The organism is Frankia sp. CgKIO3 (assembly GCF_977946435.1).
On the sequence record NZ_CDWTMO010000019.1, the window covers coordinates 26,130 to 37,031 of the forward strand.

A 10,902-nucleotide genomic window follows, 5' to 3' on the forward strand; every position below is an offset into this window, starting at 1 on the left:
CGTGGGTCGCCGAGGAGGGGAGCGGGGGCGCCTCGCGCACGTCTCCCTCGTCTCCCTCGTCGTGCTCTGCTGGCTGCCGCTGGTCGTCGTCATCACCGCGTGGCGGACCGTGCTGAACCCGGCTTTCTACTCGCAGTCGCTGAACCGGGCCGACGCCTACGACCGCGTCTACACCCAGGTACTGCCCGATCCCGCGGTCGACACGTTGCTGGCCGGCCTCCCGATCGACAGCTCCCTCGTCACCGCGAACCTGCGCACGGTGCTGCCCCCGTCAACGATCCAGGCGATGACCGACGAGCAGATCAACCGGATCGTCGACTACCTGCGGGCCGACACGGACGACGTCGAACTCGCCGTCGACCTCCGGCCGATCTTCGACAACATCTCGGGCCTGGCCAACCGGTACGTCGCCGGTGAACTGGGCGCCGGCACCAGCTACCAGGTCACCACCGTGCAGGAGTTCACCCACGGTGTCGTCACCGCGCTCGACGACATCGCTGCCGGGCGTCCGCCGAAGTCCCTACCCACGATCGAGCTCTCCCCGCAGGACACCGACCGCGTCCTGCCCGTGGTGCTGGGCCGGGTGGACGCCGACACCCGTGCGCGCATCGAGGCTCCGCTGCGCGCCCTGCTGAGGTCGGGCAACATCGCCGGAGCACTGGCGCTGGTCGGTCCGGAGGTCTTCCAGGGCGACGAGACGGCCATTGGCCGGCTCCAGGCGTATCTCCACGGATCCACCCTCGATCTCGGGGTCCGCCTGTCGGATCTGCATGACCGGCCGATGATCGTTGCGATCGGCCGGCTGCACGACGTCGCCGCGACCCTGGTGTGGGTCTCCCTCCTGCTCGCCCTGATCATGACGGCGGCCCTGGCCGGCATCGTCGTGCTGGCCGGGCGGCGGGGGGTGTCCCGGGTCCGGGCCGCGACCGGTGCGGTGGTCCTCGCCGGCGTCGGTGCCGGGCTGCTCGGCGTCGTCCTGCGCATCGCGCTGCCGAATCCGCTGACCTCGCTGGACGGGCCGTCGCCGCCCCTGCCGCCGGGAGCTGGCGCAGTGCTGGTCGACTTCTCCTCGCGCGCCTACGGCACGCTCGAGAGCGGCTTTCTGCGGATCGTGGTCTGGACGCTGGTGGCCGGCCTGGTCGGCTACGGATTGTCGCTGCTCGTCGCGGTGTCCGCTCGGTGGAACCGGACCGGCCGGCGGCGCCGGGTCGCCACGGCGTTCGCCCTCGCGCTGCCCCTGATGATCACTGTGACCTGGACGGCCTTCCCGGGCGCCGCAGCCGAGGCCCGCAAGCTCTGCAACAGCCAGCAGGCGCTGTGCGACCGGCGCTATGATCAGGTAAGCTACCTGGCCACCCACAACGCGATGGCCACCAGTGAGGACCGGTTTCTCGGGCCCGCCCAGGACCCGGCGATCGCGCACCAGCTCGACCTGGGGGTGCGCGCCCTGCTGCTCGACGTGCACCACTGGACATCGCCGACCCAGGTCGACGCCTACCTGCAGACTCTGCCGCCCGCGACCCACGACGCGCTCGCTCCGCTGACGCGAGGCGCCCGATCGGAACGCCCCGGCACCTGGCTGTGCCATGACCTGTGCCAGCTCGGCTCCCTCGACTTCGTGGCGGAGCTGACCCGGGTCCGGGACTGGATGAACCACAATCCCACCGAGGTCGTGACGCTGATCATCCAGGATAATGAGGTGCCAGCGAGCGAGATCGCCGGCGGCGTGGCGGCCGCGGGCCTCGCGGGGATGGTGACGACGCCGCCGGAGGATCCGCACGGCCGATGGCCGACCCTGCGCGAGATGGTCGGCTCGGGCCGACGCCTGGTGATCTTCACCGAGCGGCAGGACCTGCCGGGCACGTTCCTGCGCAGCTTCTACCGATATGCCGAGGACACCCCGTTCGATGCGAAGAAACCCGAGGACCTGCGGACCTGCGCCCGCAACCGGGGCGTGGACGGTGCCTCGCTGCTGCTGATGAACCACTGGCTCACCGCCGCCGCGCCCAGCCGCCGTGCCGCCCTCGGCGCGAACGCCGCCGAGACCGTGTTCACCCGGGCACAGCGTTGTCGCCAGGAGCGCGGGCGGATCCCGACGTTCGTCGCGGTCGACTTCGCCACGATCGGTGACGCGCAGACGGCGGTGGACCGGCTCAACCGCGTTCGCGGCGCCGGCCGTGGTCCCGGCGGTGCCGGTTCCTGACCCTCGGCCAGCCGGTGGGAGCATATCCGGGCGGTCATGCGTTGACCTGCGAGGAATTATCTAGTGATACGTCACCGTGCGAGGGAGCCCAGGTGCCGATCTGGAACCAGCTGCGTCAGTCCGCTCAGACGATGCAGGGCCAGCTGAACGCCAAGAAAAACGACCTGAAGAGCGGTGCCTTCCGCGATGCGAGCATGGCGATGTGCGCGTTGATCGCTGCGGCGGACGGGACCATCGACCCGGCCGAGCGGCAGCGGGTCGCCGCGCTGATCATCTCCAACGACGTGCTTAGCAACTTTCCCGCGGATGATCTCCAGCGTCACTTCAACGACTATGTCGGCAAGCTGCAGGCCGATTTCGAGTTCGGCAAGGTCTCCGTTCTCCAGGAGATCGCGAAGACGAAGAAGAAGCCGGCGGAGGCCAGGGCGGTCATCCAGATCGGGATCGTCATCGGCGGGGCCGATGGCACCTTCGACAAGACGGAGCAGGCCGTCGTGCGGGAGGCGTGCTTCGCGGTCGGCATCAACCCGGAGGAGTTCGACCTCTGAGCCGGACCGGCCGCACTGCGTCGAGCCCGTCACCCCGTCACCCCGTCACCCTGAACCCGTCACTCTTCCTTCCATCGGCGTAGAGGACACGTGGGACCAGCCGATGCCCTGCTCGCGGGCGGGGCGGGTCTGCTCGCCGGCGCGGTGAACACGATCGCGGGCGGCGGGACCCTGATCGCCTTCCCGGCGCTGCTCGCCACCGGTCTGCCGGCGCTGACCGCCAACATCACCTCATCGGTGGGGCTGGTCACCGGGTACGCCGGTGGGGCGCTGGGCTACCGCCGCGAGCTTGCCGGGCAGGCCGTCCGGCTGCGTGCTCTGGGACCGCCGGCTCTGCTCGGCGGTCTGGTCGGCGCCGTCGTGCTGCTGGCCACGCCCTCCGACAGCTTCCGGGTGCTGGTTCCGTACCTGGTGCTGGTCTCCTGTCTGCTCCTGGCGGCTCAGTCCCGGCTCGCGGCCGTGGTGGCACGCCGGAGAGCCAGCACGGCCGTGGTCGACGCCACGGCCCGGGTGACCTGGCCGACCCGGCTTGGGATCTTTGTCGCGGGAGTCTACGGATCGTATTTCGGCGCGGGGCTCGGGGTGCTGCTCCTCGGGGTGCTGGGCATTCTGCTCGCCGACGACCTGCAGCGCACCAACGCGCTGAAGACGCTGCTCGCGTTCGGGGTCAACGCTGTGGGAGTGGCGGTCTTCCTGGTCACCGCGAAGGTCTCGTGGGGGTTCGCCGGCATCCTCGTGCTCGCTTCCCTGTTCGGCGGGACGATCGGTGCCCGGGTGGCCCGCCGGCTACGACCGAACGTTCTACGTGGCACGGTCATCATGCTCGGTGCGACCGTGGCGATCGTGCTGTTGATCCGTGGCTGAGTAACCTGCTGTCCGTCCAACCTGCTGCCCGTCGATTGTCTTGCGTTAGCGGACGATGCACGCCGTCGTTATCGTACATTCTCGCAAGCAACTCGGCTAGGTAGCGGCTACGCTCCCGAAGCTAGCTTGAGGAAATGGCTCCGGTGACAGCCGGCTGGGTTATCGGTGGGCCCTACGTTCGCCGTCCTCCTGTGAGGAGTTATCCACAGGTGGCCTGTGGCGCTGGATTACCGGGGCTACCTGATGGATTCTCGGTCCATGACGTTTTCCGCTTCGGCCTCGCCCCCGCCGATCCGTCCCGTGCGCTATCCCGGTTTCGACCCCGCGGTCCGCCTCGCCGGTCGCCAGGGGGGTGCGATCACCTACCGGCAGGCGATGGCCGCTGGGCTGACCCGCGGCCAGCTGCGCCAGCTCGTCCACTCCGGCCAGTGGAGCCATCCGGTGCGCGGTGTCTTCGTCGTACCCCTCGGCCCGACGGAGCTCCCTGGCTCCGTCGACGACGTCCCGCGGCCGGGGGATCGGCGGCGCGCCGAGCATTCTGAAACCCGGGAGTCTGAAATCCGGGAGAAGGAATCCGCAGGACTTGTCCGGAACGACGTCGCGCGCCGACGAAGAAAGCGCCATGGTGCCATCACCGCGGGCCCCGGGCACGCGGCGCCGATCGTCGGCGATGAAAATACCACGCCGATTCTCCCGGTCTTCTCCTCGCCGTTTTCGGCACGGGTGCGGGCCGCGCTCATCGGGCGTCCCCGAGCCGTCGTCTGCGGGATCACCGCCGCCCGGCTCCACGGTTTTCCGCTCGCGGTTCCGGAAAGCTCCACCGAACCCGTGCACCTCCTTCTTCCGGCTCGGCAGACCCGGGCCCAGCCGCGCGGGATCCGGCTGCACTTCAGCGATCTCGACGCCGACCAGCGCCTCGAGCTGGGTGGGATCCCACTCACCTCGTCGGAGCGGACGTTGACGGATCTCGTGCTGGCCGCCCAGTCGCGTGAGGCGGCGGTCGCCCACCTGGACGCAGCCCTGCACCGCGGCCTAGTGCCGAGCTTGGCGGGGGCGCGGGCGGCCGCCGAGGGGCGGCGCGGTTTCCGGCAGACGACCGACTGGTGGTCGCTGGCCGACGGCCGGGCCGAGAACCCCCTGGAGACCCGGCTGCGGCTGCTGCTGGCCGACAACGGGCTCGCGCCCGTGGAATTGCAGTGGCCGGTCAGGGACGGGACCGGTCAGATCATCACCCGGCTGGATCTTGCCTGGCCGGCGCAGCGACTCGACGTGGAGGCGGACACCTTCTCGGCCACCAGCCCGCCGGCGATGATCTACCAGGACCGTCACCGCGGCAACATCCTCGCCGCGTTGCGCTGGACGGTGCTGCGGTTCAGCGTGGCCGACGTGACCTGGCATCCGGAGCGGGTCGTCTCGGCGGTGACCCGGGTCCTGGCGGCGCGGGCGGCCGAGCGGGCCGAGGCGTCCAGAGTGGCCGCTGAGGCGTCCGCCGCCGGCACAGCCGCGGTGGCTGAGCGGCTGCGGGCATCGTGAGCAGAAACACGATCCGGCGAAACGCGCGCAAGGTGTTGTGACGGGAAGTACATTCCAGGCCGCCTGGGCCCCCCGGGCCTACGATCCGGAACATGAGCGTTCCATCGGCCGGGTTGTCGCTGGCCGCAGACTTTCCGGAGGCGACGCGCGCCGATTGGCAGACGCTCGTCCTGCAGGTGCTGCGCAAGTCTGGCGTGGCGACCGAGGCGACTACTCCCGGCGAAGTCGAGGAGCTGTTGGCCACGCGGACCTATGACGGTCCGCGGATCCGTCCGCTCTACACCGCCGAGAACGCCCCCGCCGGCGGGGTGGGCCTGCCGGGGCTCGCCCCGTTCGTGCGGGGTGGGCGGGCGCAGGGCGCGGGCACCGGCGGCTGGGATGTCCGCGCGCTGCATGACAACCCCGATGCCACGCTCGTCGCCGAGGCGGTCCTCGCCGATCTGGAGAACGGCGCTACCTCGCTCTGGCTGCGGCTGGGGCCCGCCGGTCTGCCGATCGGCGGGCTCGGCGCGGTGCTGCGCGAGGTCTACCTCGACCTCGCGCCGATCGTGCTGGACGCGGGGGAGCTCACCGCCCCGGCCGCCGAGGAGTTCTTCGGCCTCGCCGCCGCCCGCGGCCTGCCCGGTTCGCAGCTCACGGGCAGCCTCGGCGCCGACCCGATCGGTCTGGCCGCGCGGACCGGCTTGCCGGCCGACGGCCCGGTGGGCCTCGCCGAGGCGGTGTCGCTCGCCGGCCGGTGCGTGCGGGAGTTCCCCGGGATCCGCGCCTTCGTCGTCGACGCCCAGCCCTACCACCGCGCGGGTGGCAGTGACGTCGAGGAACTCGGGGCGTCACTGGCCACCGGCGTCGCCTACCTGCGGGAGCTCACCGGGGCCGGCCTGAGCCTTGCCGAGGCGCTCGCCCAGATCGAGTTTCGCTACGCGGTCACCGCCGATCAGTTCTCCTCGATCGCGAAGCTGCGGGCCGCCCGCCGATTGTGGTCACGGGTCGCCGAGGTGTGCGGCGCCGAGCCGGCCAACCGGGCCCAGCGCCAGCACGCGGTCACCTCGGCGGCGATGATGACCCGCCGGGATCCCTGGGTGAACATGCTGCGCACGACGCTGGCCTGCTTCGGCGCCGGTGTCGGCGGCGCCGACGCGGTCACCGTCCTGCCGTTCGACACGCGCCTCGGCCGGCCCGACGACTTCTCCCGCCGGATCGCCCGCAACACCCAGACCCTCCTGCAGGAGGAGTCGAGCCTGATCCGGGTGACCGACCCGGCCGGCGGCTCCTGGTACGTCGAGTTACTCACCGCCGAGCTCGCCGAGGCGGCCTGGGCCTGGTTCACCGAGATCGAGCGGGCCGGCGAGATCGTCGCCGGCCTGCGGTCCGGGCTCATCGCCGAGCGAATCGCGGCCACCTGGGCGACGCGCTCCGACACGATCGCCCACCGGCGGGAACCGATCACCGGGGTGAGCGAGTTCCCGAACCTGGGCGAGAACCTCCCCGAGCGGCACCCCGTGCCCGCCGCGAGCCCCGCCGGCGCCGGCGGGGAGGCCCCCACGGCGGTGGGCGCCGGGCTGCCGGAGCTCACCTACGACCTCACCTTCGAGGAGCTGCGCGCCCGTTCCGACGCGCACCTGGCGGCGACGGGCGGCCGGCCCGTGGTCTTCCTGGCCACCCTGGGCAGCGCGGCGGCCTCGACCGCGCGCGCCACCTTCGCCGCCAACCTGTTCCAGGCGGGCGGGTTCGAGACTCCGACGTCCGGCCCGGGCACGGACCCGGCGTCGATCGCGGCGGCGTTCAGCGCCTCCGGGGCCACCGTGGCCTGCCTGTGCTCGGCCGACAAGGTGTACGCCGAGCACGCCGGGCCGGTCGCCGAGGCGCTGCGGGCCGTCGGGGCGAGCCGGGTGTGGCTCGCGGGCCAGGCCGGTGCGCGCGCGCAGACCGATGCCGCCGCGGGCATCGACGGCTACGTGTTCACTGGATGCAATGCCGTCGCCGTGCTGCGGGCGACGCTCGCCGAGGTTGGGGTGGCCTGATGTCCACGGACAGCTCGCAACGTGCCACGATGATCCCGGACTTCTCCGCGGTGGAGCTGGGCACCACGCCGGCCGGGGCGGACGCGGCGGAAGGTGAGTGGCGGGCCGCCTTGGAGGCGGCGACCGGTAAGGACGCCGACGCGCTGACCTGGGATACCCCCGAGGGCATCGCGGTGAAGCCGCTCTACACTGCCGCCGACACCGCGGGCCTGGACTTCCTGGGCACCTACCCGGGGATCGCGCCCTTCCTGCGCGGCCCGTACCCGGCGATGTACGTCACCCAGCCGTGGACCATCCGCCAGTATGCCGGGTTCTCCACCGCCGCCGCGTCGAACGCCTTCTACCGGCGCAACCTCGCCGCCGGGCAGAAGGGCCTGTCGGTCGCCTTCGACCTGCCGACCCACCGCGGCTACGACAGCGATCACCCGCGGGTCACCGGCGACGTCGGCATGGCCGGCGTCGCCATCGACTCCATCCTCGACATGCGCCAGCTGTTCGACGGTATCCCGCTGGACAAGATGAGCGTGTCGATGACCATGAACGGCGCCGTGCTGCCGGTGCTGGCGCTCTACATCGTCGCGGCCGAGGAGCAGGGGGTGGCCCCGGGGCAGCTCGCCGGGACCATCCAGAACGACATCCTCAAGGAGTTCATGGTCCGCAACACCTACATCTACCCGCCGCAGCCGTCGATGCAGATCATCTCGGACATCTTCTCGTTCACCTCGCAGCAGATGCCGCGGTTCAACTCGATCTCGATCTCCGGCTACCACATGCAGGAGGCCGGGGCGACGGCCGACCTGGAACTGGCCTACACCCTGGCCGACGGGGTCGAGTACATCCGGGCGGGGCTGGGCGCGGGGCTGGATATCGACGCGTTCGCACCAAGGCTGTCGTTCTTCTGGGCGATCGGCATGAACTTCTTCATGGAGGTCGCCAAGCTGCGCGCGGCCCGGCTGCTGTGGTCGCGGCTGGTCAACCAGTTCACCCCGAAGAGCGCCAAGTCGCTGTCGCTGCGGACCCACTCGCAGACCTCGGGCTGGTCGCTGACTGCCCAGGACGTGTTCAACAACGTGGTGCGCACCTGCGTGGAGGCGATGGCCGCCACCCAGGGGCACACCCAGTCGCTGCACACCAACGCCCTCGACGAGGCGCTGGCCCTGCCGACGGACTTCTCGGCCCGCGTTGCCCGCAACACCCAGCTGCTGCTCCAGCAGGAGTCCGGCACCACCCGGGTGATCGACCCGTGGGGCGGCAGCTACTACGTCGAGCGGCTCACCCACGACCTGGCCCGCCGGGCCTGGGAGCACATCGACGAGGTCGAGGCCTCGGGCGGCATGGCGCAGGCCATCGACGCCGGGATCCCGAAGATGCGCATCGAGGAGGCCGCCGCCCGCACCCAGGCCCGCATCGACTCCGGCCGCCAGCCGCTGATCGGGGTGAACAAGTACCGCGTCGACGCGGACGAGGCCATCGAGGTGCTCAAGGTCGACAACTCGGCGGTGCGCGCCGAGCAGATCGAGAAGCTGCGCCGGCTGCGCGCCGACCGTGACCCGGCCGCGGTGGAGGCGGCGCTGCACGCCCTGACCGCGGCGGCCGACGCGGCCCGCGATGGGCGCCGCGGTCCCGGGCTGGAGCAGAACCTGCTGGCGCTCGCCGTCGACGCGGCCCGGGCTCAGGCGACGGTCGGGGAGATCTCCGACGCGCTGGAGAAGGTCTACGGGCGTCACGCGGGCCAGATCCGTACCATTTCCGGGGTGTACCGGGACGAGGCGGGACCTGCCGGCAACATCGTCGCCGCCCGCGAGGCCGCCGCCGCCTTCGAACGTGCCGAGGGTCGCCGGCCCCGGATCCTGGTCGCGAAGATGGGCCAGGACGGTCACGACCGCGGCCAGAAGGTGATCGCCACCGCGTTCGCCGACCTCGGCTTCGACGTGGACGTCGGCCCGCTGTTCCAGACCCCGGCCGAGGTCGCCCGCCAGGCCGTCGAGGCCGACGTGCAGATCATCGGGGTGTCATCGCTGGCCGCCGGCCACCTCACCCTGGTGCCCGCGCTGCGCGAGGAGCTTGCCGCGCTCGACCGGCCCGACATCCTCATCGTGGTCGGCGGGGTCATCCCCCCCGGCGACTTCGACGAGCTGCGGACCGCGGGCGCTGCCGCGATCTTCCCCCCCGGCACGGTCATCGCCGACGCCGCGCTGGACCTGCTCGCGGCCCTGTCGGCCCAGCTCGCTCATCCCGCTCATCCCGCTCACCCCACGGCCTGACCCGCCCGAGTGACGGCAGATCCGGCATGGTGACCCGACGACCGATCGATCCGGGCGAGTACGCCGACGGGGTGCTGGCCTCGTCGCGGACCTGGATCGCGCGGGCCATCACCCTCGTCGAGTCCACCAGGCCCGACCACCAGGAGCTCGCGCAGCGGCTGCTGGTGACGTTGCTGCCGCACGCGGGCAAGGCCCGTCGGATCGGCATCACCGGGGTGCCCGGGGTGGGCAAGTCGACGTTCATCGACGCGCTGGGCACCATGCTCACCGGGAAGGGGCACCAGGTGGCGGTGCTCGCCGTCGACCCCTCCTCGACGCGTACCGGCGGCAGCATCCTGGGGGACAAGACCCGGATGGCGGCGTTGTCCACCGATCCGGCGGCGTTCATCCGGCCCTCGCCCACCGCGGGGACGCTCGGTGGCGTCGCCAAGGCGACCCGCGAGGCGATGGTCGTCATGGAGGCGGCGGGCTACGACGTCGTCCTGGTCGAGACGGTCGGCGTCGGCCAGTCGGAGACGACCGTCGCCGACATGGTCGACACCTTCCTGTTCCTGACCCTGGCCCGGACGGGGGATCAGCTCCAGGGCATCAAGAAGGGGGTGCTGGAGCTCGCCGACGTCATCGCGGTGAACAAAGCCGACGGGCCGCACGAGCTCGACGCCCGCCGTGCCGCCCGGGAACTCGCCGGCGCGCTGCGGCTGCTGCAGGGCTCCGCCGGTCCCCGGGACTGGAACACCCCGGTGCTGACGTGCAGCGCGGTGGAGCGGACGGGGCTGGACACCATCTGGGCGCAGATCGTCAAGCATCAGGACACCCTCGACGCCTCCGGCGAACTCGCCGCCCGCCGGCGCCGCCAGCAGGTCGACTGGATGTGGGCGATGGTCCACGATCGGCTGCTCGCTGGCCTGCGGGCCGATCCGGGGGTCCGCGAGATCACTCCGGACCTTGAACGGCGGGTCCGCGACGGCACCCTCCCCCCGAGCCTGGCCGCCGACGCCATCCTCGCCGCGCATGACGGCTTGGCCGCCCACGAGGGCCGGGCCGCGGCACCCTCCGACCCCGGGCACTGAGCCAGACTGGAGTAGCCTGACCGGCCGACGACCCGCGATGGACCACATCCGCCGGGACGCCCACCGGGGTATGGTCACCCTGCGCGGGCCCGCCTGCGACAGGGCGACCTGGCTGAGGTGGGGAACGGTGCCCGGGAACGGCGTCTACCGATCGTGACGGCTGGAAACGGAGTACGCGGGTGGAGCCGGTGAGCGCGGTCGTCGTCGAGCACGAAGGCAACACGCCGCTGGATGTCGAGGAAGAGCAGGAGACCGGTTTCCAGGACATTGACCGGCCCTGGAAACCCGAGAGCATCCGGGTAAGTACGAAGAGCTTTTCCCTGCGTAACATGCTCGATGCCATCGACGAGGGCTCCCTCGACCTGGGGATCGTCATTAAATAAGTTGATCATTTGATCT

General features: G+C 71.3%; 8 protein-coding genes. All 8 read left to right on the plus strand.

What is annotated here, in order from left to right; translation table 11 throughout:
* Position 1 precedes the first annotated feature (1 nt).
* The 8 genes from AC08OJ_RS04140 to AC08OJ_RS04175 all read left to right on the plus strand — a co-directional run bounded on the left by AC08OJ_RS04140 (position 2) and on the right by AC08OJ_RS04175 (position 10,886).
* A complete protein-coding gene (locus AC08OJ_RS04140; protein WP_476595107.1) occupies positions 2–2,203 on the plus strand; it encodes a phosphoinositide-specific phospholipase C-related protein in 2,202 nt (733 codons plus the stop codon).
* Positions 2,204–2,295: 92 nt separating this feature from the next.
* Positions 2,296–2,751, plus strand: a complete 456-nt coding sequence (locus AC08OJ_RS04145; protein WP_476591935.1) for a tellurite resistance TerB family protein — start codon at positions 2,296–2,298, stop codon at positions 2,749–2,751.
* Between the two features lie 90 nt (positions 2,752–2,841).
* Positions 2,842–3,615, plus strand: a complete 774-nt coding sequence (locus AC08OJ_RS04150; RefSeq protein WP_476591936.1) for a sulfite exporter TauE/SafE family protein — start codon at positions 2,842–2,844, stop codon at positions 3,613–3,615.
* Between the two features lie 258 nt (positions 3,616–3,873).
* Positions 3,874–5,148, plus strand: a complete 1,275-nt coding sequence (locus AC08OJ_RS04155; protein ID WP_476591937.1) for a type IV toxin-antitoxin system AbiEi family antitoxin domain-containing protein — start codon at positions 3,874–3,876, stop codon at positions 5,146–5,148.
* A 92-nt stretch (positions 5,149–5,240) separates the two neighbouring features.
* Positions 5,241–7,169, plus strand: a complete 1,929-nt coding sequence (locus AC08OJ_RS04160) for a methylmalonyl-CoA mutase family protein (protein WP_476595108.1) — start codon at positions 5,241–5,243, stop codon at positions 7,167–7,169.
* Positions 7,169–9,433: a methylmalonyl-CoA mutase gene (gene scpA / locus AC08OJ_RS04165; RefSeq protein WP_476595109.1), complete on the plus strand. Its 2,265-nt coding sequence runs from the start codon at positions 7,169–7,171 to the stop codon at positions 9,431–9,433. The genes AC08OJ_RS04160 and scpA overlap by 1 nt, the downstream gene beginning before the upstream one ends.
* Positions 9,434–9,459: 26 nt before the next feature.
* On the plus strand, positions 9,460–10,503 hold the full coding sequence (gene meaB / locus AC08OJ_RS04170; protein ID WP_476595110.1) for a methylmalonyl Co-A mutase-associated GTPase MeaB: 1,044 nt from the start codon (positions 9,460–9,462) through the stop codon (positions 10,501–10,503).
* A gap of 188 nt (positions 10,504–10,691) precedes the next feature.
* Positions 10,692–10,886, plus strand: coding sequence for a hypothetical protein (locus AC08OJ_RS04175; protein ID WP_476595111.1), 195 nt, complete (start codon positions 10,692–10,694; stop codon positions 10,884–10,886).
* Positions 10,887–10,902 lie beyond the last annotated feature (16 nt).